20 protein-coding genes and 2 pseudogenes are annotated in these 22,371 nt (G+C 64.2%); 10 read left to right on the top strand and 12 right to left on the bottom strand.

Annotation, left to right across the window (positions count from 1 at the left end; genetic code table 11):
* Window positions 1-8: 8 nt before the first annotated feature.
* Together ptsP and nagE are read left to right on the top strand one after the other, a co-directional pair.
* Window positions 9-2,576, top strand: coding sequence for a phosphoenolpyruvate--protein phosphotransferase (gene ptsP / locus ACLFKU_RS03685; protein WP_410848190.1), 2,568 nt, complete (start codon window positions 9-11; stop codon window positions 2,574-2,576).
* 131 nt (window positions 2,577-2,707) lie between these two features.
* Entirely contained in the window at window positions 2,708-4,501 is a 1,794-nt protein-coding gene (nagE, locus tag ACLFKU_RS03680; protein WP_410848189.1) for an N-acetylglucosamine-specific PTS transporter subunit IIBC, read from the top strand.
* Window positions 4,502-4,591: 90 nt separating this feature from the next.
* On the opposite strand, the gene cydX is transcribed toward nagE, so the two are convergent.
* The 5 genes from cydX to rpoH all read right to left on the bottom strand — a co-directional run bounded on the left by cydX (window position 4,592) and on the right by rpoH (window position 9,111).
* The gene (cydX, locus tag ACLFKU_RS03675) at window positions 4,592-4,708 is read right to left on the bottom strand and encodes a cytochrome bd-I oxidase subunit CydX (protein ID WP_368584405.1); all 117 of its coding nucleotides are present in this window, start codon (window positions 4,706-4,708) and stop codon (window positions 4,592-4,594) included.
* A 37-nt stretch (window positions 4,709-4,745) separates the two neighbouring features.
* Window positions 4,746-5,882: a cytochrome d ubiquinol oxidase subunit II gene (gene cydB / locus ACLFKU_RS03670; RefSeq protein ID WP_368584406.1), complete on the bottom strand. Its 1,137-nt coding sequence runs from the start codon at window positions 5,880-5,882 to the stop codon at window positions 4,746-4,748.
* A gap of 34 nt (window positions 5,883-5,916) precedes the next feature.
* Complete coding sequence (locus ACLFKU_RS03665; RefSeq protein WP_368584407.1) at window positions 5,917-7,509, bottom strand: cytochrome ubiquinol oxidase subunit I; 1,593 nt, start codon at window positions 7,507-7,509, stop codon at window positions 5,917-5,919.
* Complete coding sequence (gene cydP, locus ACLFKU_RS03660; protein WP_368584408.1) at window positions 7,499-7,759, bottom strand: cytochrome oxidase putative small subunit CydP; 261 nt, start codon at window positions 7,757-7,759, stop codon at window positions 7,499-7,501. The genes ACLFKU_RS03665 and cydP overlap by 11 nt, the downstream gene beginning before the upstream one ends.
* 416 nt (window positions 7,760-8,175) lie before the next feature.
* Window positions 8,176-9,111: an RNA polymerase sigma factor RpoH gene (gene rpoH, locus ACLFKU_RS03655; RefSeq protein ID WP_368584409.1), complete on the bottom strand. Its 936-nt coding sequence runs from the start codon at window positions 9,109-9,111 to the stop codon at window positions 8,176-8,178.
* A gap of 354 nt (window positions 9,112-9,465) precedes the next feature.
* Between rpoH and ACLFKU_RS03650 the strand changes: the two are divergent.
* Window positions 9,466-10,028 (top strand): annotated as a pseudogene (locus tag ACLFKU_RS03650) (acyloxyacyl hydrolase).
* Window positions 10,029-10,069: 41 nt separating this feature from the next.
* Window positions 10,070-10,453 (top strand): nuclear transport factor 2 family protein, encoded by a 384-nt coding sequence (locus ACLFKU_RS03645; protein ID WP_013088304.1) that lies wholly within the window; start codon window positions 10,070-10,072, stop codon window positions 10,451-10,453.
* A gap of 191 nt (window positions 10,454-10,644) precedes the next feature.
* Here ACLFKU_RS03645 and ACLFKU_RS03640 read toward each other — a convergent pair.
* Window positions 10,645-11,631 (bottom strand): annotated as a pseudogene (locus tag ACLFKU_RS03640) (2-isopropylmalate synthase); the annotation flags it as partial.
* A 377-nt stretch (window positions 11,632-12,008) separates the two neighbouring features.
* The gene (ybiB, locus tag ACLFKU_RS03635) at window positions 12,009-12,980 is read right to left on the bottom strand and encodes a DNA-binding protein YbiB (RefSeq protein ID WP_410848188.1); all 972 of its coding nucleotides are present in this window, start codon (window positions 12,978-12,980) and stop codon (window positions 12,009-12,011) included.
* A 222-nt stretch (window positions 12,981-13,202) separates the two neighbouring features.
* On the opposite strand from ybiB, the gene ACLFKU_RS03630 reads away from it, so the two are divergent.
* Together ACLFKU_RS03630 and maiA are read left to right on the top strand one after the other, a co-directional pair.
* A complete protein-coding gene (locus ACLFKU_RS03630) occupies window positions 13,203-13,901 on the top strand; it encodes a fumarylacetoacetate hydrolase family protein (RefSeq protein ID WP_368584412.1) in 699 nt (232 codons plus the stop codon).
* A 34-nt stretch (window positions 13,902-13,935) separates the two neighbouring features.
* Window positions 13,936-14,580, top strand: a complete 645-nt coding sequence (gene maiA, locus ACLFKU_RS03625; RefSeq protein WP_410848187.1) for a maleylacetoacetate isomerase — start codon at window positions 13,936-13,938, stop codon at window positions 14,578-14,580.
* A gap of 121 nt (window positions 14,581-14,701) precedes the next feature.
* Here maiA and ftsY read toward each other — a convergent pair whose 3' ends face one another.
* Window positions 14,702-15,844, bottom strand: a complete 1,143-nt coding sequence (ftsY, locus tag ACLFKU_RS03620) for a signal recognition particle-docking protein FtsY (protein WP_410848186.1) — start codon at window positions 15,842-15,844, stop codon at window positions 14,702-14,704.
* A gap of 249 nt (window positions 15,845-16,093) precedes the next feature.
* Here ftsY and rsmD point away from each other — a divergent pair, with 249 nt between their 5' ends.
* A complete protein-coding gene (rsmD, locus tag ACLFKU_RS03615; RefSeq protein ID WP_410848185.1) occupies window positions 16,094-16,708 on the top strand; it encodes a 16S rRNA (guanine(966)-N(2))-methyltransferase RsmD in 615 nt (204 codons plus the stop codon).
* 100 nt (window positions 16,709-16,808) lie between these two features.
* Complete coding sequence (coaD, locus tag ACLFKU_RS03610; RefSeq protein WP_368584417.1) at window positions 16,809-17,318, top strand: pantetheine-phosphate adenylyltransferase; 510 nt, start codon at window positions 16,809-16,811, stop codon at window positions 17,316-17,318.
* A gap of 57 nt (window positions 17,319-17,375) precedes the next feature.
* Here coaD and ACLFKU_RS03605 read toward each other — a convergent pair whose 3' ends face one another.
* Entirely contained in the window at window positions 17,376-17,723 is a 348-nt protein-coding gene (locus tag ACLFKU_RS03605) for a winged helix-turn-helix domain-containing protein (RefSeq protein WP_368584418.1), read from the bottom strand.
* 982 nt (window positions 17,724-18,705) lie between these two features.
* On the opposite strand from ACLFKU_RS03605, the gene ACLFKU_RS03600 reads away from it, so the two are divergent.
* Window positions 18,706-19,335: a hypothetical protein gene (locus ACLFKU_RS03600; protein ID WP_368584419.1), complete on the top strand. Its 630-nt coding sequence runs from the start codon at window positions 18,706-18,708 to the stop codon at window positions 19,333-19,335.
* A gap of 102 nt (window positions 19,336-19,437) precedes the next feature.
* On the top strand, window positions 19,438-19,695 hold the full coding sequence (locus ACLFKU_RS03595; protein ID WP_090802933.1) for a YfhL family 4Fe-4S dicluster ferredoxin: 258 nt from the start codon (window positions 19,438-19,440) through the stop codon (window positions 19,693-19,695).
* 77 nt (window positions 19,696-19,772) lie between these two features.
* Here the strand turns inward: ACLFKU_RS03595 and hisC are convergent, their stop codons facing one another.
* From hisC to ACLFKU_RS03580, 3 genes are all read right to left on the bottom strand, one after another.
* Entirely contained in the window at window positions 19,773-20,852 is a 1,080-nt protein-coding gene (hisC, locus tag ACLFKU_RS03590; protein ID WP_410848184.1) for a histidinol-phosphate transaminase, read from the bottom strand.
* A 44-nt stretch (window positions 20,853-20,896) separates the two neighbouring features.
* Window positions 20,897-21,502 (bottom strand): aminoacyl-tRNA hydrolase, encoded by a 606-nt coding sequence (pth, locus tag ACLFKU_RS03585; protein WP_368588485.1) that lies wholly within the window; start codon window positions 21,500-21,502, stop codon window positions 20,897-20,899.
* A 148-nt stretch (window positions 21,503-21,650) separates the two neighbouring features.
* On the bottom strand, window positions 21,651-22,268 hold the full coding sequence (locus tag ACLFKU_RS03580; protein ID WP_013088318.1) for a 50S ribosomal protein L25/general stress protein Ctc: 618 nt from the start codon (window positions 22,266-22,268) through the stop codon (window positions 21,651-21,653).
* Window positions 22,269-22,371: the final 103 nt, after the last annotated feature.

The following is a 22,371-nucleotide window of genomic DNA, read 5'->3' as shown; positions in this document are numbered from 1 at the left end:
CCAACCTGATGAGCCATTCCGAAGATCACATTGTTTTGCTTGCACCGCTGACCGGCCCGGTCGTGCCGCTCGCGAAGGTGCCGGACCCGGTGTTTGCGGGCGGCATGTTCGGCGACGGCATCGGCGTCGATCCGCTCGAGGGGCGGCTCGTCGCGCCGTGCGACGGCGTCGTCACGCATCTCGCGCGCACCGGCCACGCGGTGACGCTCGAGAGCGCCGAAGGCGCGCAGATTCTGCTGCATATCGGTATCGACACGGTCGGGATGAACGGCAAGGGCTTTGCGCCGATGGTCGCGCAGGGCGCAAAGGTGCGCGCCGGTGACGTGCTGATCGAGTTCGATCAGGATCAGGTCGCGCTGAATGCGCCGAGCCTCGTGTCGGTGATCGCGGTTGCGAATTCGGAAGCGTTCGAAATCATCGAGCGGGCGCCGGACGGTCACGTCAAGGCAGGCGAAACGCCGCTGCTGGTGCTGCGCGCGCGCGAAGGCGTCAGCCATGACGCGGTGCGCGACGCGTGCGCCGCGCAGGTGATGGACGAAGCGCGCCGGCAGATCACGCTGACGCACGCGGGCGGTCTGCATGCGCGGCCCGCGGCGCGTGCGCGCGAAGCGGCGCGCGGCTTCGACGCGCGCGTCGAAGTGCGCTACGACGGACGCAAGGCGCCGATCGAAAGCGTCGTGGGTCTGCTCGGACTCGGTGCCGGCGAAGGCGCGAGCGTCGAGTTGCTCGGCGTCGGTCCGCAGGCGCAGGCGGCGGTCGATGCGATCGCCGATGAACTGACGCGCGAAGCGCACGGTGAGGTGGAACAGAAACCCGCGCGGCCGGCGACAGCACCGGCGAGCGTGGTTGCCACGCCCGCCGCGGGCGAGCCGCTCGCGCCGAATACGCTCGCTGGCGTATGCGCGGCGCCGGGCGTCGCGGTCGGCAAGCTGGTGCGCTGGGACGACGCGGACGTCGATCCGCCGGAGCAGGCGAGCGGCACGTCGGCGGCGGAGAGCCGTCTGCTCGACAAGGCGATCGCGACCGTCGACGCCGATCTCGACACGATCGTGCGCGATGCGTCGCAACGCGGCTCGGTCGGCGAGGCGGGGATTTTCGCGGTGCATCGCGTGCTGCTCGAAGATCCGACGCTGCTCGACGCCGCGCGCGATCTGATCAGCCTCGGCAAGAGCGCGGGTTTTGCATGGCGCGAGGCGATCCGCGCGCAAATAGACATCCTGAGTAATGTCGAAGACGCCCTGCTCGCCGAGCGGGCCGCCGATCTGCGCGACATTGAAAAGCGCGTGCAGCGCGCGCTCGGCTACACGAGCAGCGCGGCCCGCACGCTGCCGGACGAGGCAGTGCTCGCGGCCGACGAATTCACGCCGTCGGATCTGTCGTCGCTCGATCGCACGCGTGTGACCGCGCTCGTGATGGCGCGCGGCGGCGCGACCTCGCACGCGGCGATTCTCGCGCGTCAGGCGGGCATCCCGGCGCTGGTCGCGGTCGGCGACGCGTTGCATGCGATTCCCGATGGCACGCAGGTGGTGGTGAACGCGAGCACCGGTCGGCTCGAATTCGCGCCGACCGAACTCGACGTCGAACGCGCCCGGTGCGAACGCAGCCGCCTCGCCGACGTGCGCGAAGCGAATCGCCGCACGTCGCAACAGGCAGCGGCGACCTCCGACGGCCGCGCGATCGAAGTGGCCGCCAACATCGCCACACTCGACGACGCGAACGCCGCGGTCGACAACGGCGCCGACTCGGTCGGCCTGCTGCGCACCGAGCTGCTGTTCATCCACCGCCCGGCCGCGCCGAGCGCGGACGAGCATCGCCACAGCTATCAGGCGATCGTCGATGCGCTGCGCGGCCGCACCGCGATCATCCGCACGCTCGATGTCGGCGCGGACAAGGAAGTCGACTATCTGACGCTGCCGCCCGAGCCGAACCCCGCGCTCGGCCTGCGCGGCGTGCGCCTCGCGCAGGTGCGCCCCGATCTGCTCGACGAGCAGCTGCGTGGCCTGCTCGCGGTGCGTCCGATCGGCGCCGTGCGCATCCTGCTGCCGATGATCACCGACGCGGGCGAACTGCTCCGCATCCGCAAGCGTATCGACGAACTCGCACGCGAAGCGGGCAGCACCGAGCTGGTCGAAGTGGGTGTGATGATCGAAGTGCCGTCGGCTGCATTGCTCGCCGATCAGCTCGCACAGCACGCCGATTTCCTGTCGATCGGCACCAACGACCTGACCCAATACACGCTCGCGATGGACCGCTGCCAGCCCGATCTCGCGGCGCAGGCGGACGGCCTGCATCCGGCGGTGCTGCGGCTGATCGCGGCGACCGTCGAAGGTGCAGCGAAGCACGGCAAATGGGTCGGCGTGTGCGGCGCGCTCGCCGGCGACCCGCTCGCGATGCCGCTGCTGGTGGGCCTGGGTGTGACCGAGCTATCGGTCGACCCGGTCTCGGTGCCCGGCATCAAGGCACGCGTGCGTACGCTCGACTATCAGTTGTGCCGTCAGCGTGCCCGCGATGCGCTCGCGCTCGACTCGGCGCAGGCGGTTCGAGCCGCAAGCCGCGCGACGTGGCCGCTCGATTGACAGATTAATCAATTGGAGAACCCGCACGCCGTGCGTCCGGCAGTACGGCTGCCTTCACGCGCGGCGCGCTTCTCCGCATCGCTGCACTACTCACCGAAGAACGTACCCCCGAGACAAAACTGGAGATACCGATGGATGCAAATCCGTTTCTGAAGATACAGCGCCTGGGACGCGCGCTGATGCTGCCGATCGCGGTGCTACCGGTCGCCGGCCTGCTGCTGCGGCTCGGCCAGCCCGACGTGTTCAACATCAAGATGATCGCCGATGCGGGCGGCGCGATCTTCGACAACCTGCCGCTGTTGTTCGCGATCGGCGTGGCGGTCGGCTTCGCGAAGGACAATAACGGCGTCGCGGGTCTGGCTGGCGCGATCGGCTATCTGGTGCAGATCGCGGTGATGAAGGACATCAACGACAAGCTCAACATGGGCGTGCTGTCGGGGATCATCGCGGGGATCGTCGCGGGGCTGCTGTACAACCGCTACAAGGACATCAAGCTGCCCGACTACCTGGCGTTCTTCGGCGGCAAACGCTTCGTGCCGATCGTGACAGGGGTGGTCTGCGTGGTGCTAGGGATCATATTCGGCCACGTGTGGGCACCGGTGCAGAGCGCGATCGACCTGGCCGGCCACTGGCTCACGACGGCCGGCGCGCTCGGCGCCTTCGTGTTCGGTGTGCTGAACCGCTTGCTGCTCGTCACGGGCCTGCATCACATCCTGAACTCGCTGACGTGGTTCGTGTTCGGCAGCTTCACGCCGGCCGGTGGCGCGGCGGTCACGGGCGACCTGCACCGCTTCTTCGCCGGCGACCCGACCGCGGGCACCTTCATGACCGGCTTCTTCCCGGTGATGATGTTCGGCCTGCCGGCCGCGTGTCTGGCGATGTTCCACGAGGTGCCGAAGGAGCGTCGCGCAGTGGCCGGCGGCCTTCTGTTTTCGATGGCGCTCACGTCGTTCCTGACCGGTGTGACCGAGCCGATCGAGTTCAGCTTCATGTTCCTCGCGCCGGTGCTGTATGCGATCCACGCGCTGCTGACGGGGCTGTCGCTCGCGATCTGCTCGGCGCTCGGCATTCACCTCGGCTTCACGTTCTCGGCGGGCTTCATCGACTACGTGCTGAACTTCGGTCTGTCGACGAAGGGCTGGTGGGCGATTCCGCTCGGCCTCGTGTACTCGGTCGTGTACTACGGTCTGTTCCGCTTCTTCATCCGCAAGTTCAACATGGCGACGCCGGGTCGTGAGCCCGCCGCTGCGGAAGAGCAGGTCGAGTCGTTCGCGGCGGGTGGTTTCGTCGCGCCGGCGGCCAGTGCGGCCGTGCCGCGTGCGCAGCGTTATATCGCGGCGCTCGGCGGGGCGGCGAACCTGTCGGTCGTGGATGCATGCACGACGCGTCTGCGTCTGTCGGTCGTCGATGCGGACAAGGTCTCCGAAAGCGAACTGAAGTCGATTGGCGCGCGTGGCGTGCTCAAGCGCGGCGCGAACAACGTGCAGGTGATCATCGGACCGGAAGCGGACATCATCGCCGATGAGATGCGTACGGCGATCGCGCAGGGGCAGGGCGACGCAGTGAAGGTGGCTGCTGCTGTAGCGGCGCCGGCTGCTGCCGCGCCGGTCGCGCGAAACGTTGGGCACACCGATGGCGCGCAAGGCGGTCCGCTCGACCCCGATCCGCTGCGCTGGCTCGCCGTGTTCGGCGGCGCGGGCAACGTGGTATCGCTCGATGCGGTGGCGGCGACGCGTCTGCGCGTGGTGGTGCGCGATCCGTCGGCGGTCGATCGTCAGCGTCTCGCGACGCTCGATACGGCATGGGTGTCGACCGACACGTTCCATATCGTCGTCGGCGAGGCCGCGCAGCGCTATGCGCAGAAGCTGGCCGAGCGCCTGTCGTCGCAAGGCGGTGGGGCGGGCGCGGCGCCGGTGCCGGCTTGATCGGTTGATGGCTGTCGGCGATTGTTGAGATAAGAAAGCGGCACCTTTTCCCAAGGTGCCGCTTTCGCGTTTACGACCAAAGCGTGCCGCCTAGCGAGTCACCTGTTTTGCCGAGCGCGCCAACTCGCGCGATTCGAGCCACATCACATTGACGACACCGAACGCCAGTGCGACGCCAACGCCGAGAATCCAGCTGAAATACCACATCACGAACTCCTGTTTTCCTGTTGGAGCATGGTGCCGCTCAATACATCGAATGGTGGTTTTCCTTGATCGCCGCGGCGGTCACCTTGCCGCGCATCACGCGATACACCCAGCCGGTATAGAGCAGGATGATCGGCAGGAACAGGATCACCGCGAACAGCATGATCTCGAGCGTCATCTGGCTCGACGTCGAATCCCACATGGTCAGGCTGCTGCGGCCGTCGAGTGATGAAGGCATGATGAATGGGAACATCGCGAAGCCCGCGGTCAGGATCACGCCAACGACCATCAGCGACGTCGACAGAAACGCCGTCGCCTCGAAGCGCGAGCGCGCGAGCAGCACCGCGAGCACCCCGCCGACGAGACCCGCGAGCGGCGCGATCGCCGTCCACGGATAGAGCGCGTAGTTGTTCAGCCACAAACCCGGCGCGCCGATCACGGTCTTCATCAACGGATTGGAGACCGCGTCGAGCGGCGGCATGTCGACGATCTGATAGCCGCCGATCATCGTCGCGACGAGCGCGCCCGCGACGAGAAACAGCACCAGCGTGCACAGCGCCGCGAGCCGCAGCGCCTTCGACGCGCGCTCGTGAACCTCGCCATCGGTCTTCCACTTGACGAACGCCGCGCCGTGCGCGGCCAGCATCGACACGCTGACGAGACCCGTCAGCAGCGCGAACGGATTGAGCAGGCCGAAGAAGCTGCCGTGATAGGTGACGCGCAGATCGGTGTCGAACGAGAACGGCACGCCTTGCAGCAGATTGCCGAACGCGATGCCGAACACCAGCGCCGGCACGAAGCCACCGATGAAGAGGCCCCAGTCCCACGCGTTGCGCCAGCGCGGATCCTCGCGCTTGCCGCGATAGTCGAAGCCGACCGGGCGGAAGAACAGCGCGAACAGCACCAGCAGCATCGCGAAGTAGAAGCCCGAGAACGATGCCGCATAGGCGAGCGGCCACGCCGCGAACATCGCGCCGCCTGCGGTCACGAACCAGACCTGGTTGCCTTCCCACGTCGCGCCGACCGTGTTCACGACGATGCGGCGCTCGGAGTCCGTTTTGGCGATGAACGGCAGCAGGATCGCCGCGCCCATGTCGAAGCCGTCGGTGAGCGCGAAGCCGATCAGCAGTACACCGATCAATACCCACCAGATCAGTTTGAGGGCTGCGTAGTCCATATGGCTTATTCCTCTGAGGCGGTGTGGCGGCGCGTCACGCGGCCGTGTTCGACAGCGGCTGCGACACCTGCTGCTCGATCTCGTGGTGATAGCGGCCCGTATGCAGCGACGAAGGGCCGAGCCGTGCGTACTTGAACATCAGCATGATCTCGATGACGAACAGCCCCGTGTAGAACAGCACGAAGCCGGCGATGCTCAGATACAGATCGCGCGGCGTCAGCGTCGATGCGGCCAGGTTGGTCGGCAGAATGCCCGCGATGCTCCACGGCTGGCGGCCCATTTCCGCGACGATCCAGCCGAGTTCGGCGGCAAGCCACGGCAGCGGAATCGCGATGACCGCCCAGCGCAGGAACCAGCGACGCTTTTCGAGCAGCAGCGTGCGCTGCGCGCAGAACCAGAACGCGAGCACGAAGGTCGCGAGGAACAGCAGGCCCAGGCCGACCATCATGCGGAACGAGAAAAACAGCGGCAACACTGGCGGAATCGTGCTCTTTGCCGCGGCCGCGATCTGCTCTGGCGTCGCATCAGTGACGTTCGGCGTGAAGCGCTTGAGCAGCAGGCCGTATCCGAGATCGTCCTTGTACTTGTCGAACGCGGCGTGCGCTTCGTCGCTCGAGTCGCCGCCTTTCAACTTCTGCAGCGCCGAGAAGGCGAGCATGCCGTTCTTGATGCGCCCCTCGTTTTCGGCGATCAGGTCGCGCAGGCCGACCACGGGTTCGCTCAGCGAGCGCGTCGCGATGATGCCGAGCGCGTACGGCACGCGGATCGCGTAGTCGGTGCGCTGCTCCTTTTGGTTGGGAATACCGAATACCGTGAACGGCGCGGGCGCGGGCGCGGTCTCCCATTCGGACTCGATCGCGGCGAGCTTGACCTGCTGCACTTCACCTGTGCGATAGCCGGATTCGTCGCCGAGCACGATCACGCACAGCGCCGACGCGAGGCCGAAACCGGCGGCGATCGCGAACGAGCGCAGCGCGAATTCGGTGTCGCGGCGCTTCAACAGATACCACGACGACACACCGAGGACGAACATCGCCGCGGTCACGTAACCGGCCGACACCGTGTGCACGAACTTCACCTGTGCGACCGGGTTGAAAATCACCGCGCCGATGCTGTCGAGCTCCATGCGCATCGTCTGGTAGTTGAACTTCGCGCCGACCGGATTGTTCATCCAGCCGTTGGCAACCAGAATCCACAGCGCCGACAGGTTCGATCCGAGCGCGACACAGAACGTGACGATCAGATGCTGCACTTTCGACAATCTGTTCCAGCCGAAGAAGAACAGACCGACGAACGTCGATTCGAGGAAGAACGCCATCAGTCCTTCGACGGCGAGCGGCACGCCGAAAATGTCGCCGACGTAATGGGAGTAATAGGCCCAGTTGGTGCCGAACTGAAACTCGAGCGTGAGGCCGGTCGCGACGCCCATTGCAAAGTTGATGCCGAACAGCTTGCCCCAGAACTGCGTCATGTCCTTGTAGATCTGCTTGCCGGTCATCACGTAGACCGACTCCATGATGACGAGCAACCAGGCGAGGCCGAGCGTGAGCGGCACGAACAGAAAGTGATAAAGCGCCGTGATGGCGAACTGGAGCCGCGACAGTTCTACGACTTCGCTAACGGGCATGTTGATCACCTCCGGACGGATGCGGGGCGGGCACCGACAGCAGCGCCTGCGTGACCTGCTGAGGCGGCAGCATCATGTGCTCCGCCTGCGGATGACTGAAGAATGTGAACTTGAGCGCCAGCAGTAGAGCGAACTTGATGGCGAGGATGATGGCAATATCGCGCGCCAGCGTGGGACCGCGCACCCACCTGGTGAACCCGCCGCACAAGCGCGACCGGACAGTGCTGCTGCGATTGAGGGCTAGGGTCATGATCGGTCGAAAGACGACTTCACGCCGGAGAGTCCGGCCGGATCCAGACCGCCCTTGCCGTCAGGCAGTCTGGCGAATGCATGCCGATTGTAGGAGGGGGAACCTCGCGCGCTTAGAGTTAGCCATGCGGCATCAGGTCGCGAAACTTGCCGCGTCTGTGCAGTATTGCTACCGGACTTGCGATACGTCAAGAAAGGCTTACCGGCCTCGTCAGGCCGGCTTGGGGATAGGCCGACGCGAATGCGCGCCGGCCGGGGGGCGCACGAATGGGCGAAAGGAATGAAAAAGCCCCGCCGTCTTGCGAGGGCGGGGCTCGAGCGCGATGGCCGCTAAATAGTACGCGACCGGCTGCCGTGCGTCGCTTTTACCGATCTCTTGGGCAGGACACATTCGACGCGCGCATGGCTTCGACGCATTTACGCGTATTCGGTCAGCGCGCCGCGCATCTTCTTCATCGCGCTGGCTTCGATCTGCCGGATACGCTCGGCCGACACGCCGAACTCGTCGGCCAGCTCGTGCAGCGTGGAGCCGCCCGAGCCGTCGTCGGCCACCTTCAGCCAGCGCGCTTCGATGATGCGGCGGCTGCGCGGATCGAGCGCGTCGAGCGCGCTTGCGATGCCGTCGCTTTGCAGCCGGTCGCGCTGACGCGAAGCCAGCACGGCGGTCGGCTCGCTATGCGAGTCGGCCAGGTAGGCGATCGGCGCGTACGACTCTTCACCGTCTTCGACCTGACCTTCGAGCGCGATATCGCCGCCCGACAGACGCGTTTCCATCTCCGCGACCTCTTCGCGCTTCACGTTCAGTTCCTTCGCGAGACCTTCGATCTCGTCCGGCGTGAACGCGCCGAGGCCCTGCTTGTGGCTGCGCAGGTTGAAGAACAGCTTGCGCTGCGCCTTGGTCGTGGCGACCTTCACCATGCGCCAGTTGCGCAGGATGTATTCGTGGATCTCTGCCTTGATCCAGTGCATCGCGTACGACACGAGGCGTACGTTTTGCTCGGGATCGAAGCGCTTGACCGCTTTCATCAGGCCGATGTTGCCTTCCTGGATCAGGTCGGCGTGCGGCAACCCGTAACCCAGGTAGTTACGCGCGATCGACACGACGAGTCGCAGGTGCGACAGCACGAGGCGGCGTGCGGCCTCCAGATTGTCGTGTTCGCGCAATTCGGTGGCGAACTGGCGTTCTTCCGCCGGCGTCAGCATTGGAATCCGGTTGACCGCCTGAATGTAGGCGTCGATGTTGCCCAGTTGACCGGACAGCAGCGAGGAATGCGAGAGCGCCAGTGCACCTGCCGGAGCGGCCTTAGCCGACGACGGGCTCAAAGTACTCGGAAGGGTCATTGCATGGCTCACGTGTGAAGCTCCTTTGGAATCAGACAATAGCGTACTCAGTAAACGACTCCAGCGATGGATGTTAGCACTCAGATCTGCCGAGTGCTAATACTTAGAGGTCGCAGGGGTATCCAAGTTCCCGAAAATCCTATTGGATCTTGACTTCTGATAGCCATCATACGCTCTATTTGCGCTGTGTGTTGAGCCTGTACAAATTACCGTTCGAGGCGGCTGCAGACTCATGATCGACTGACGTCGTCCGGTTTCAGGGAGAATAATTGCTGTTCGGGCGCATTAACTGGAACATACTTGCCCCGGAATCCATGCTTGGAATAAAGGGGGCGCTCGCTTAATAGTCATCAGTATGGGGGCCGAATGAACAAGAAGAATCTTGTGGTCCGTAGACTTACTCTAAAAAGTGCGTTGGCCGTTCTGCTGCTGGGTGCGGCGGGCGCGTCCCAGGCTGACCGGTTCGGCGTGCAAGTGGCCGCCGGCGTCGGTGATCGTCTCGTCAAGAGGCTCGATCTCGGCGCGGTCTGGGACCCGAACCTCACCTGGTGGCAGATCGGCGACTGGCATTTCGCGCTGATCGGCGAGGCGCACGTCGCGTGGTGGCACACCAATGAAGGAAACGTTCACGACAACATCGGCGAGATCGGCGTGATGCCGGTGATCCGCTTCGTCAAGTCGTCGGGTTCAGTGCGGCCATTCATCGAGGTGGTGCCGGTGTCGGATTGCTGACCAGTCCGCGCATTTCTTCCGACTTCACGTTGGGCACCGCGTTCCAGTTCACCGAGATGGCGGGCGTTGGGCTGCAGTTCGGCGCTCATCAGCAGTATGCCGCCGGCTACCGCTTCCAGCATGTTTCCAATGGCGGTATCAAAGAGCCGAATCCTGGTATAAATTTCAGCCAGCTATATTTGCAATATCACTTCTGACCGTGGCCCCTTGTGGCTCGCGGTGTTCGAGGGGCTCTGCAATGGCGGCAAAGATGATCGAAGCGATTCGCGGGCTCGAGCGAGAGCGATTTCGCGCGATGGTCGACGGCGACGGGCAGTCGCTCGACACGCTGCTCGCGGACAACGTGAGCTACGTCCATACGAACGGCAAACGCGAGACGAAGCGACAGTTCATCGACGGGATCACCGCGGGGCGCCGTCGTTATCGGCAAATCGAAGTGCAGTCGCAGGAAGTTTTGCCGGCCGGGCGCGAAACCTACGTGGTCACGGGCCGCGCGCTGATCGAGATGGAAGCGAACAACGGCGCGCTGCTGTTCCCGATTGCTTATACCGCGATCCACACGCACGAAGACGGCCAGTGGCGGCTGATTGCATGGCAGGCGACGCGTTGCGCGCTGGAGTGAGATTCTCATCGCGCGGGCGCGCCTCGTGAGCGCGCCCATCCTGGCGGCGGAATGCGGGGTGCGCACTCCTCCGCCGCAAGCTCAAGTCGGATTTACGCGATTACGCAATCCTCAGCTTTATCGCGGCTGTTTGCGCCGTATTCATCGCGCTCGGCATCTGCGTCGCGCGGCTCGCGTGTGCCGCGCATCGCCACTTCTCCCGCATATGGATGCCGCGCGGCCACGGGAAGCCCCGTGCAGTGCTCCGCCACACGCCGGATCGTCGCGAGATCCGAGAAATCCAGACCGCTGTCGATACCCATCGTGTCGAGATTCATCGCGAGCGTGACGAGATCGACGTTGCCGGTGCGTTCGCCATTGCCGAACAGACAGCCTTCGATGCGATCCGCGCCCGCCAGCAGCGCGAGCTGCGCCGCGGCCACCGCGGTGCCGCGATCGTTGTGCGGATGCACCGACAGCACAATGCTGTCGCGGTAGCCGAGGTTGCGGTGCATCCATTCGATCTGGTCGGCGAATACGTTCGGCGTGGCCGCTTCGACGCTCGCCGGCAGGTTGACGACCATCTTGTGATGGCGCGTCGGCCGCCACATTTGCGCGACCGCGTCGCATACCTCGCGCGCGAATGGCAGCTCGGTCGTGTTGAAGGTCTCGGGCGAGTACTGGAAGATCCAGTGTGTGCCCGGCCGCGCCTGCGCATGTTCCTTGATGACGCGCGTGCCTTCGACTGCGAGCGCCTTGATCTCGTCCTTCGATTGCTGAAACACGATGCGCCGGAACGACGGGCAGATCGCGTTATACAGATGCACGATCGCGCGCGGAGCGCCGTCGAGCGCATCGAACGTGCGTGCGATCAGCTCCGCGCGCGACGGCACGAAGACCTCGATCGTGACGTCGTCGGGAATGCGCCGCTCGTCGATCAGCTTGCGCACGAAGTCGAAATCGGTCTGCGACGCCGACGGAAAACCCACTTCGATTTCCTTGAAACCGATGGCGACCAGCATCTCGAAGTACTCGAGCTTCTGCGCGGCGTTCATCGGTTCGATCAGCGCCTGGTTGCCGTCGCGCAGGTCGGTGCTCATCCAGACGGGCGCGGCGTCGATCGTGCGACTCGGCCACTTGCGACCGGTCAGGCGCACGGCGGGAAAAGGGCGGTACTTTTCAGCGGGATTGCGCAACATGGTGAAGTGCCTCATTCGTGGTGTCGTCGGCGGAGGTTGGGACGTCGAGCGGTTGGCCGACTGTCACGCATGCACGATGCGGATGCCCGAGGCAACGTGCATTTGATCCTCTCGCTTCGTCCGCGCGGTAAACGGACGAATACAAACGACGACAAGGTTGTGGAGAACTACGACGGGGTGAAGCGAAACTGCGGGAACTACCGGGAGGACCGCCGACGGCAACCGGAGCTGCCAGCGCGCGGCGCTACGCGTGACTTACGCCAGGCGTAGCGATAGGGGCCGCGCTAGGCGGCCGGAGATAATTCGGAGGGTGTTCGGAAGGGGACGCATGGGGCCAAATGTATGACGGCGTGTGCTGGCCTGTCAACCCGCGACCGTCAGGCCGCCGTCTTCGCGATATCGACGATCAGCTCGACCTGACGTTCGATCGCGCCAGGCGCCGGTGCTTCGCCGCGCAGCACGGCGTCGATCCAGGCGGCCGTGGTCGCGGCGTCGCGCGCTTCGGGCAGCTCGACTTCGGGCGCATCGGGCGACGAGCGCTCGTGCGGCAGCCGCGTCTCGCAGATGCCGTCATGCAGCCAGTCGACCTGCACCTGGCGGCGCGTATCTGCCACCGCCTCGCCTTCGGTGCCGCGCGCGAGCAGCGCACCGCCGACGGCCGCATCGGGATGCGTGATGAACAGCTGCGTAAGGCTGTCGCGATACGGCGGATGCGTGTAATTCACGAGCCGCAGCCCCGCGGGCGCGAATGGCTGCAGCAGCTTCACCAGCGTATGCGTCGAGTTGCGCACACCCATGCGCCGGCGCAGCGCGAGCAGGCGCGCGAGCTTGGGCGCGAGTACGTCGATCGACGCGAACGCGACGCGACGCTCGGCGAGACCCGCTTCGATCTGCGCGTGCGACTGCGCATGGGCGATGCGCAGATGCGTGAAGATTTCCGCGCTCGTCACGCGACCCGGATCTTCGGTGACGCCGTGCACGAGCACCGGCACGCCTTCGCGCGCGAGCAGCAGCGCAAGCAGCGGCACGAGGTTCGGCTGCTTGCGCGCGCCGTTGTACGACGGAATCGACACGGGCCGAAACGCGCCGTGCGGCAGCCGCACCGGCTCGAACGACATATGCGCTGCGGCCAGCATCGCGGCGAGTTCGTCGGCGGTTTCGCCTTTCACGCGATACGCGAGCAGCACCGCGCCGAGCTCGAGCTCGGCGACGCGGCCGTCGAGCATCGCGGTGTAGAGCGCGCGGGTGTCGTCGGCGGTCAGCGCGCGGGCGCCGTTCGGGCCGCGGCCGATTTCCTTGATGAAGCGGGCGCAGGGGAAGGGAGAAGTCGTAGTGGTCGAGTCGGTCATCGTGCGCAGAGGGCGGGTGGCGTGCCGCGCTTGGGCGTCGGCTACGGCATTCGGGAAGCTATTCGGTGTGAGTATCGCATCTATGGCGAGCGGGCGAACAGCGGCGCAGCGGGCACGCGATGACGCGCGACCGCCCGTCTGACACGCACCCGCGCCGTGCCGCGCGTTACACTCGATCTTTCTCGCCGCCTCGGCGGCGCCCATCGAAAAACGGAGAACGGGATGAGTTACGTGTTTGCACCCGCACCGCAGGTCGCGGTGCCGGTCGTCGGGTCGAGCGAGCAGTTCGCGGTGCGCCGCATCTATTGCGTGGGGCGCAACTACGAAGCGCATGCGCGTGAAATGGGCCACGACCCGGACCGCGAACCGCCGTTCTTCTTCTCGAAGCCGGCCGATGCGGTCGTCTACGTCGCGCCGGGCACGACCGGCGAATTCCCGTATCCGTCGCAGACGAAGAACGTCCATTTCGAAATGGAAATGGTCGCGGCGATCGGCGAGGGCGGCAAAGACATCCCCGTCGAGCGCGCGCTCGACCACGTCTACGGCTATGCGCTCGGTCTCGACATGACGCGTCGCGACCTGCAAGGCGAAGCGAAGAAACTGGGCCGTCCCTGGGATACCGCCAAGGGCTTCGATCACTCGGCGCCGTTGGGCCCGATCCATCCGGCTTCAGCAGTTGGTCACATCGGCAAGGGCGCGATCTGGCTTTCGGTGAACGGCGAGGACAAGCAGCGCGCGGACGTGTCGCAACTGATCTGGTCGGTGGCCGAGACGATCGCCTATCTGTCGACGCTGTTCGAACTGCGGCCCGGCGACCTGATTTTCACCGGCACGCCGGAAGGCGTCGGCGCGGTCGTGAAGGGTGACCTGATGAAGGGCGGCGTGGACGGACTCGGCGAGTTCAGCGTGCGCGTCGTCTGAGACGGCTTGCGAGCAGGTGGAGGAGGCAGACAACATGAAGCTCTACAGCTATTTCCGTAGCTCGGCGTCGTATCGTGTGCGCATTGCGCTGAACGTGAAGAACCTGTCGTACGACTATGTGCCCGTGCACCTCGTGCGCGAAGGCGGCGAGCAGCTGAAGCCCGAGTATCGCAAGATCAACCCGGACTGCATCGTGCCGACGCTCGCCGACGGCAGTCATTTGCTGCCGCAGTCGCTCGCGATCATCGAGTATCTCGAGGAGACGCATCCGGAGCCGCCGCTGCTGCCGAAGGCGCCGCTCGATCGCGCCTATGTGCGCTCGGTGGCGCTGCAGGTCGCGTGCGAGATTCATCCGCTGAACAATCTGCGCGTGCTGCGCTATCTGAAGCACACGCTGCGAGTCGACGACGACGCGAAGGACGCGTGGTACCGGCACTGGATCGATGCAGGCTTCGCGACGCTGGAGGCGCATCTCGCCGGCGAGGCGCGCACCGGCAAACTGTGTTTCGGCGACACACCGACGCTCGCCGATGCGTGCCTGATTCCGCAGGTTTTCAACGCACAGCGCTTCAAGGTCGACACCGCAAAGTTTCCGACGATCCAGCGCATCTACGACCACGCGATGCAACTCGATGCGTTCGCGCGCGCCGCGCCGGGCGTGCAGCCGGATGCGGAGTGAGCGCGGGATCGCGTGACACGGCGACGGCCGCTCGAAACGAAAAAAGGGCACTCTGTGGAGTGCCCTTTTCCTTTTGTTCGCCGCAAGCGGCGAGCGCCGCAGCGCTCACACGTTCGCGCGATCAGTCGCCCAGCAGCGCGTCCGAAAACTCCTCCGCGCTGAACGGCTGCAGATCCTCGACCTTTTCGCCGACGCCGATGAAGTACACCGGAATCGGCCGCTGCCGCGCGATCGCCGCGAGGATACCACCCTTCGCCGTGCCGTCGAGCTTGGTGACGATCAGGCCGGTGAGGCCGAGCGCGTCGTCGAACGCCTTGACCTGCGTGAGCGCGTTCTGTCCGGTGTTGGCGTCGATCACGAGCAGCACTTCGTGCGGCGCGCCGTCCTGCGCCTTGCCGATCACGCGCTTCACCTTGCGCAGCTCTTCCATCAGATGCAGCTGCGTGGGCAGGCGGCCGGCCGTGTCGGCCATCATCACGTCGATCTTGCGCGCGCGCGCGGCGCCGACCGCATCGAAAATCACAGCGGCCGGATCGCCGCTTTCCTGCGCGACCACGGTCACGTTGTTGCGCTGGCCCCAGACGGCGAGCTGCTCGCGCGCGGCGGCGCGGAAGGTGTCGCCGGCGGCGAGCAACACCGACTGGTGAAAGCTCTGCAGATGCTTCGCGAGCTTGCCGATGCTGGTGGTTTTACCCGCGCCGTTGACGCCGGCGATCATCATCACGAGTGGCTGCGCGCGGCCGAGCATTAGCGATTTTTCGAGCGGCTTCAGCAACTCGACGAGCAGCGCGCGCAATGCGGTTTTGACCTGCTGCGGGTCCGTCAGGCGTTCGGTGCGCACTTTCTCGCGCAGCGATTCGAGCAGGAATTCGGTCGCCTCGACGCCGGCGTCCGACATCAGCAGCGCGGTTTCGAGTTCCTCGTACAAGTCCTCGTCGATCTTCGTGCCGACGAAGATGCCGGTCAGGTTCGAACTGGTTTTCGCGAGGCCGCTCTTCAGGCGCGTGAGCCACGAGCGCTTCGCGCCGGCGTCCTGCACGGGCGGCGGGACGATTTCGACGCTGTCGAGGTCGGCGTCTTGCGGTTCGGGCTCCGGCTCGATGATGGTCGTGACCACAGGCGGAGCGGGGGGCGCGGTAGGCGTGACGGGTTCGACGGGCGCAACCTCGGCCTCGTGCGTCGCGTCGTCTTGCGCCGCCAGCGTTTCGTCTGCGGCGGTATCGGACTCTTTCGAACCCTTGAATCGTTTGAAAAAGCTGAACATGATCTGACGTATGGGAGAGCGCGACGATGCGCGCAGCCGGCACGGGACCGGCGAAGCGGTGGGCAGCGCCGGGATGCGAAAGGGCGGGCGCTGGCAGCCGCACATTTTATCAGGCGTGCCGCGGCGCGTCGTATTGGCCGGTCGGCCAGGCTGGACGCGCGCCGCCCCTGTGGTAACGTGGGCGCTCCGGCCCGCGCGCATCGGCGTCGCGGGCATATTCACCACCTAGCTGAAACTGCACGATACTGCATGCCTCGTTTAGCACCTTCACGCGCCGCTGGCGCTTCGTCCAAAGGCGGCAAGCCGCATGCCATTCGCATCATCGGCGGCGACTGGAAACGCACGCCGCTGCCCGTGCTCGATCTGGACGGCTTGCGCCCGACGCCCGACCGCGTCCGCGAAACGCTGTTCAACTGGCTCGGCCAGCGCCTGGACGGCCAGCACTGTCTCGATCTGTTCGCCGGCAGCGGCGCGTTCGGCTTCGAGGCCGCGTCACGCGGCGCGGCGCGCGTGCTGATGGTGGAGCGTCATGCGCGCGCCGCCGGCCAATTGCGCGCGAACCAGCAGCGGCTCGATGCACACGTGATCGAAATTGCCGAGGCGGACGGCCTGCGTCTTGCGGCGAGCCTCGCGCCAGGCTCGTTCGACGTCGTGTTCCTCGATCCACCGTTCGATGCCGACCTGCTCGGCAAGGCGCTCGCGGTGGCCGTGCCGCTCGTGCGCGCCGACGGCTATCTTTATGTCGAGGCCGGCGAAGCGCTCGAACCGACCGCTCATCAGTCGCTCGCGGGCTGGGAGGTCGTGCGGCAGGGCAAGGCGGGCGCAGTGCACTTTCATTTGCTGCAGCGCGAAAATAAGGAATAATGCGCGTTCCAAAAAAGGGCCGGGCGGTTTATCGTCATCCGCGCCGGTGCCAAATGCGTCGCTTGGACGTGCCCTTTTGTCTGAAAAGAGGAGAAGTCTCATGGTAGTCGCCGTGTACCCGGGCACGTTCGACCCGCTGACGCGCGGTCACGAGGACCTCGTTCGGCGCGCGTCGAGCATTTTCGACACGCTGGTGGTGGGTGTGGCCGACAGCCGTGCCAAGAAGCCGTTTTTCACTCTCCAGGAGCGCCTCGCGATCGCGCACGAGGTGCTCGGCCACTACCCGAACGTCCAGGTGATGAGCTTCAAAGGGCTGCTGAAGGACTTCGTGCGGAGCAACAACGCACGGGTGATCGTCAGGGGTCTGCGCGCGGTATCGGACTTCGAGTACGAGTTCCAGATGGCGGGCATGAACCGCTATCTGCTGCCCGACGTCGAGACGATGTTCATGACGCCGTCCGATCAGTATCAGTTCATCTCGGGCACGATCGTGCGGGAGATCGCGCAACTGGGCGGCGACGTCAGCAAGTTCGTATTTCCGTCGGTCGAAAAATGGCTGAAGGAGAAGGTCGCGTCGCTGGATCCGCAGGGCGGTGCCCAGGGGGCGTGAGCCAGAGTCGCGCGAATGGCCGGTTTTGACGGATCATTTAACCGACGCAGTGCAATGTCAGCTACCCTTCGCGGCCTTGGCGAATGCCTCGGCAAGTTTGTCGAAGTGTCGGAGGGCGGCGGGCGTTAGCTCGACCTGTTTACGGCGAGCATCTTCGGTGTCGTTGAGTAGGAGCCAGCCTTTTTCGCGCATTGACGTGATGCGGGCATGCAAGGTGGCCGGAGACCCGAGCGCGCTTTGGGCCATCATGTCTCGAACCGACAGGCGTTCGTTTTTTTGCCTCATGCGAGCTACGAACTCCAGGATCTTTTCTTCGAGCGGATCGAGCGCGGGAAGTGAGGGAAGACCTCGCAGTGCCTCGGTCAATTGAAGAAATCGAAGATAGATATCAGCAGGGCGGGTCATGACCATCGCTCCAACGAAAACGCCGCTCACCCGAGCGCGAAAAGCGAACCTTTGATACTGCCCAGCGGCAACCGGGCCTCTTTATTTTATCTCCATGTCTAGCTTGGGCGGGCGCTGACGGCACTTCAGGGGCGCGATGGCGACACGCTCATATCGCCTCTCTACGGAGTGCGTATGGCCCTATGGTCGTCGACCAGGGGCGAAGGCCGTACGGTGCTACGTGCTCGTAGAGGATCGGCCAATCGACAGCGAGTAGCGGAATCGTCGGGTCTTTCCGGCACCAGTACGCGACAAACTGCGCCCAACTCCCGAGGAATATTCCTTCGCCGGAACTCAGCAGACACGGAGGGCGCGCGACCGGCGGAACCAGCATCCGCGGCATTCCCGCCGCGAGGATTTCAAGGGCGTCCGACGATTCGCGTGACGCCAGGAGACCGTCTTCGGTGGCGGACAGGTATCGACGTACTTCTTCCGCTACGCGTGTGCTGCGAAGCTCCAGGTAAGAAGCCCGGATTTCATCGAGTACGGAAGTGGGCACACGCGAATAATTGGAGTCCCCCAGTCTTTCCAATGCGGCGCGCCTGACGAAGTGAGGAAGCGCCCCCAACGTTGTTTCGCTGCCGAGCAACGCGTCCTGAAAGACGGAATAGCGCGCGAGCCATGGAGCAGGCGCGCGGCCCACGGGGCGGCGTGCAGATGCCCACTGGTTCGACCGGCTAGCGCTTTCCGTTCCAGTCTGCTCTCTCAGGTTCATTGCTATAAAAAACATATCGATATGGACGTGACTCTACACTCTTGTCGAGCCCGGCATAAAGCTATACATGGGTTTTCGGTCGCATCGCTCCGAACTTAAGGGCTCCGCGAAATTTTTCCGTGAGCGTCGCGATGACGCTGACCTAAAGCCTGCTGCCTGTCCTCGCGAAATGCCATATATGCACGCTATGATGCCTTCGGCAAAAGCAACCGAGGATGGCTCACCGCAATGTCTAGCTTACGTTTGCATTTTTGGTCGATCGTTGGGACTGTGATCGCGTTCCTGGTGTCACTGTGGATCAATCAGGAACTGTTCGCGCACACGTCTTTCGTGCGAGGAGTCAACTGGGTTTACCTGCCGTCTGGTGTTCGGCTTCTCAGCACGTTGCTGCTTGGATTCGATGGTGCGATTGGCCTGCTGCTTGCCGGACTGATTACCGACTTTCTCTACTGGTTTCCGCATGACCCGGTGCGTGCAACAGCAGGCGCTTTGCTTGGGTCTTTGGCGCCGTATCTGGTGTACCGATTTGCGCTCGAGTATTACGATCTGCGCGCATCGCTGACGAACCTGACGCCGAAGCGGCTTCTCGTTCTGGCTGTCGCCTATTCGGTGGCAAATCCGCTGTTTCATCACCTGTGGTTCGCGCTGACCGGTACGACGAAGAACTGGTTCGAGAGCTTCTTCACGATGTTCGTGGGCGATCTGACCGGCGCGCTGATCATGCTCTATGTGATGAAGTGGCTGCTGGCCTTGTTGCCGAAACAGCCCGGCAATTCCCGCATATCGAATGGCATGTTCAGCATCCAGTTGGCGTTGTACAGCGCATACGCGAACCAGTTGGCAACCAAATCGACCTAGCCAGGCAGCACAGTCGCCCATGATGCTGGCGCGGGATTGCACGACCGTGCGGAGGCGAAAAAGCTATAATGTATTGTTTTATCTAGCAAAGTTGGTGGCAGCATGGCCCTGATGATTACCGACGAGTGCATCAATTGCGACGTCTGCGAGCCCGAGTGCCCGAACGACGCGATTTCGATGGGTCCGGAAATCTATGTGATCGATCCGAAGAAGTGCACCGAGTGCGTCGGTCATTTCGACGAGCCACAGTGCATCCAGGTGTGCCCGGTCGAGTGCATCCCGCGTGACCCAAACCACCTGGAAACGCCCGAAGGTTTGATGGCGAAATATCACGCGTTGCAGGCCGCCAAGGGCACCTGACGTGCGCGGGTGACGGGCAAAAAAAAACGGCGAAGGCCCGCAGGCCTTCGCCGGTTTTTTTTGCGGCCGCGTTTCCCTTATCCGACGTAAGCGCTGAAAATACCCCGCAACGCGTCGAGCAGGATGTCGCATTCGGCGTCGGTGCCGACCGAGATCCGCAGATGCTGGTCAATCCGCGGTGCGTTGAAGTGCCGCACGAAAATTTCCTTTTCCCGCAGCCGCGACGCGAGCGTCGCTGCGTCGTACCCTTGATGCCGCGCAAACAGCAGATTCGCGGCCGACGGCACCACCTCGAAGCCGAGCGCGGTCAATTCCGCCGCGAGCCGTTCACGGCTCGCGATCACCTTCGCGCAGCATTCGCGAAACCACGCGTCGTCTTCGTACGCGGCGGTGGCGGCGGCTTGCGCGAGGCGATCGAGCGGGTACGAATTGAAGCTGTCCTTCACGCGATTGAGCGCATCGATCAGCGCCGCATCGCCGAACGCAAAGCCGACGCGCATGCCGGCGAGCGAACGTGACTTCGACACGGTCTGCACGACGAGCAGATTCGGATAGCGGTCGATCAGCGCAATCGCCGACTCGGCGCCGAAGTCGACATAGGCTTCGTCGATCACCACGACCGAATCAGGATGGCTCGCGACGAGGCGTTCGATTTCCGCCAGCGGCAGCGGCCGGCCGGTCGGCGCGTTCGGATTCGGAAACAGGATGGCGCCATTGGGCACCGCGTAGTCGTCGACGTTGATCGCGAAGTTCCCATCGAGCGGGACGGTGCGGTAGTCGACTTCGAACAGCTTCGCGTAGGTTGGATAGAAGCTGTACGTGATATCGGGAAACAGCAGCGGCTTGTCGTGCTTCAGCAAGGCCTGAAATGTCAGCGCGAGCACTTCGTCCGAGCCGTTGCCCGCGAATACCTGGTCGGCGCGGATACCGTGATACGCGGCGACCGTTTCGCGCAGCTTGCGTGCGCTCGGATCGGGATAGCGGCGCAGTGTGTCGGCCGTATCGCCAAGCTCGCGGCGGATCGCGTCGAGCACGCGCGGCGACGGCGGATACGGATTCTCATTGGTGTTCAGCTTCACCGGATGCGCGAGCGCGGGCTGCTCGCCCGGCACGTACGGCGTCAGACGGTGAACGATGTCGCTCCAGTAGCGGCTCAAGCGATTCTCCTCGCGGTTGCGGGTTTCGATGGATGTGGCGCGCGTCAGCTGTTGTTGCGATGCAGTTGCATCATTGCGCGTTCGAGCTCGCCTTTGATGATCTGCGGCATCACCGCGAGCGCGCGCTCGATCGACGCGTCGATGACCTCTTGCTCTTCTCGCCGCGGCGGCTTCAGCACATAGTTCGCGACGTCCGGCTTCGCGCCAGCGCGCGCGCTTTCTGGGATCAGGTCGCGTGGATGGCCGATGCCGATCCGCAGCCGCCAGTATTGCTGCGACGACAGATGCGCGCTGATGTCCTTCAGGCCATTATGCCCGCCGCTGCCGCCGCCGAGCTTCAGCTTGACGCTGCCGGGCGGCATGTCGAGCTCGTCGTGCGCGACGAGTATCTCGTCGGGAAGAATCTTGAAGAATTGCGCAAGCGCGACGACCGATTGACCAGAACGGTTCATGTAGGTCTGCGGCTCGAGCAGATGCACTTCCTCGCCATGCAACCGCGCCTTCGCGTAAAAGCCGTGAAAGCGCCGTTCGTCGCGCAGCGTTGTGCCAGCCTCGCGCGCGAGTTGATCGACCAGCCAGAAGCCGGCATTGTGACGCGTCGCGGTGTATTCGGCGCCCGGATTGCCGAGCCCGACGATCAGCTTGATCATGATTGCGTGAGTCCACCAGGTCCGGAAGTGAAACGCTCCGGACTAAAAAAGCCGAAAAAAAACCCGCCAGGGCGAACCTCGGCGGGTCACATCGACCGTTTCATCGGAAACGGATCGAGAGGATTGCTTGCTTCGAACCGAAAGGCTCTTAAGCAGCCGGCGTTTCGCCGCCTTCAGCAGCAGCAGCGTCTTCAGCGATGGCGCCAGCCGGGATCGTTGCAGCAGCGACCACCGGGTTTTCCGCGTCGACGTGGGCGACGAGCGCCACACCTGCCGGCAGCGGGATGTCCTTCGCGTGAACCGATTGACCGGCTTCGATCTTCGCGAGGTCGACTTCGATGAATTCCGGCAGTGCCGACGGCAGGCACTCGATTTCGATTTCGTTGATGACGTGCGAGATCACCGCGCTCGACAGCTTCACTGCCGGGTTGGTTTCCTGGTTCAGGAAGTGCAGCGGCACCTTGGTGTGCAGCTTCTTCGACGCGTCGACGCGCTGGAAGTCCACGTGCAGCACGAGCTGACGGAACGGGTGGTATTGCACGTCGCGCAGCAGAACCTGTTGCGACTTGCCTGCCACTTCCAGATCGAGGATCGACGAGTGGAAAACTTCTTTCTTCAGCGCGTGCCACAGGGCGTTGTGATCGAGTTCGATCAGTTGCGTGTCAGCACCAGCGCCATAAACGATACCCGGGGTCTTGCCCGAGTTACGCAGGCGGCGGCTCGCACCCGTACCTTGCTGGGAACGCTCGAAAGCGACTACTTTCATGTTGAATCTCCAATGCACTGCCCGCGACCAGGCAGTAAAAACAGGGCCTCGAAGCCGTAATGGCTGAGGCCCGGGACAGCGGCAAGAACCTTCGTCCGTTCAT

Origin of the sequence: Paraburkholderia sp. EG304 (assembly GCF_046543485.1) — a bacterium.
In the GTDB taxonomy this organism is placed as follows: domain Bacteria; phylum Pseudomonadota; class Gammaproteobacteria; order Burkholderiales; family Burkholderiaceae; genus Paraburkholderia; species Paraburkholderia youngii.
The sequence above is the reverse complement of the archived record's forward strand: the minus strand, read 5'-3'. Positions and strand labels throughout refer to the sequence as shown.

Coding starts and splice junctions, on each gene's coding strand:
- ptsP (WP_410848190.1), top strand. CDS start 9: ATGAGCCATTCCGAAGATCACATTGTTTTGCTTGCACCGCTGACCGGC.
- nagE (WP_410848189.1), top strand. CDS start 2,708: ATGGATGCAAATCCGTTTCTGAAGATACAGCGCCTGGGACGCGCGCTG.
- cydX (WP_368584405.1), bottom strand. CDS start 4,708: ATGTGGTATTTCAGCTGGATTCTCGGCGTTGGCGTCGCACTGGCGTTC.
- cydB (WP_368584406.1), bottom strand. CDS start 5,882: ATGGACTACGCAGCCCTCAAACTGATCTGGTGGGTATTGATCGGTGTA.
- ACLFKU_RS03665 (WP_368584407.1), bottom strand. CDS start 7,509: ATGCCCGTTAGCGAAGTCGTAGAACTGTCGCGGCTCCAGTTCGCCATC.
- cydP (WP_368584408.1), bottom strand. CDS start 7,759: ATGACCCTAGCCCTCAATCGCAGCAGCACTGTCCGGTCGCGCTTGTGC.
- ACLFKU_RS03645 (WP_013088304.1), top strand. CDS start 10,070: ATGGCGGCAAAGATGATCGAAGCGATTCGCGGGCTCGAGCGAGAGCGA.
- ybiB (WP_410848188.1), bottom strand. CDS start 12,980: ATGACCGACTCGACCACTACGACTTCTCCCTTCCCCTGCGCCCGCTTC.
- ACLFKU_RS03630 (WP_368584412.1), top strand. CDS start 13,203: ATGAGTTACGTGTTTGCACCCGCACCGCAGGTCGCGGTGCCGGTCGTC.
- maiA (WP_410848187.1), top strand. CDS start 13,936: ATGAAGCTCTACAGCTATTTCCGTAGCTCGGCGTCGTATCGTGTGCGC.
- ftsY (WP_410848186.1), bottom strand. CDS start 15,844: ATGTTCAGCTTTTTCAAACGATTCAAGGGTTCGAAAGAGTCCGATACC.
- rsmD (WP_410848185.1), top strand. CDS start 16,094: ATGCCTCGTTTAGCACCTTCACGCGCCGCTGGCGCTTCGTCCAAAGGC.
- coaD (WP_368584417.1), top strand. CDS start 16,809: ATGGTAGTCGCCGTGTACCCGGGCACGTTCGACCCGCTGACGCGCGGT.
- ACLFKU_RS03605 (WP_368584418.1), bottom strand. CDS start 17,723: ATGACCCGCCCTGCTGATATCTATCTTCGATTTCTTCAATTGACCGAG.
- ACLFKU_RS03600 (WP_368584419.1), top strand. CDS start 18,706: ATGTCTAGCTTACGTTTGCATTTTTGGTCGATCGTTGGGACTGTGATC.
- ACLFKU_RS03595 (WP_090802933.1), top strand. CDS start 19,438: ATGGCCCTGATGATTACCGACGAGTGCATCAATTGCGACGTCTGCGAG.
- pth (WP_368588485.1), bottom strand. CDS start 21,502: ATGATCAAGCTGATCGTCGGGCTCGGCAATCCGGGCGCCGAATACACC.
- ACLFKU_RS03580 (WP_013088318.1), bottom strand. CDS start 22,268: ATGAAAGTAGTCGCTTTCGAGCGTTCCCAGCAAGGTACGGGTGCGAGC.